Raw genomic sequence first — 215 nt, 5'->3', positions numbered from 1 at the left:
TCGGTACACCTGCGCGTTCAATCATGCGTAAGCAAAGATCAAAGATAATATCTTGTTTCTCTTTACCGGCTTCGACATCAACCAGCCATAATTCACTAATCGGCAATTCATCGTAACGTTTAATAAAACCTTCGAGTAATTCAGGGGTATAACTGCTCCCACCACCAATTGTGACGACTTTCAATTTTTTACTCATAGGAACTCCGGTACAAGTA

At 40.5% G+C, this 215-nt stretch carries 1 protein-coding gene; it reads right to left on the bottom strand.

Going from position 1 to position 215, the window contains the following annotated elements:
* The coding region (locus M979_RS22285; protein WP_483413603.1) for a family 4 glycosyl hydrolase at nucleotides 1-196 on the bottom strand (196 nt) is incomplete at its 3' end.
* Between the last annotated feature and the right edge of the window lie 19 nt (nucleotides 197-215).

The organism is Buttiauxella noackiae ATCC 51607, from assembly GCF_001654865.1.
Lineage (GTDB): Bacteria > Pseudomonadota > Gammaproteobacteria > Enterobacterales > Enterobacteriaceae > Buttiauxella > Buttiauxella noackiae.
The sequence above is the reverse complement of the archived record's forward strand: the minus strand, read 5'-3'. Positions and strand labels throughout refer to the sequence as shown.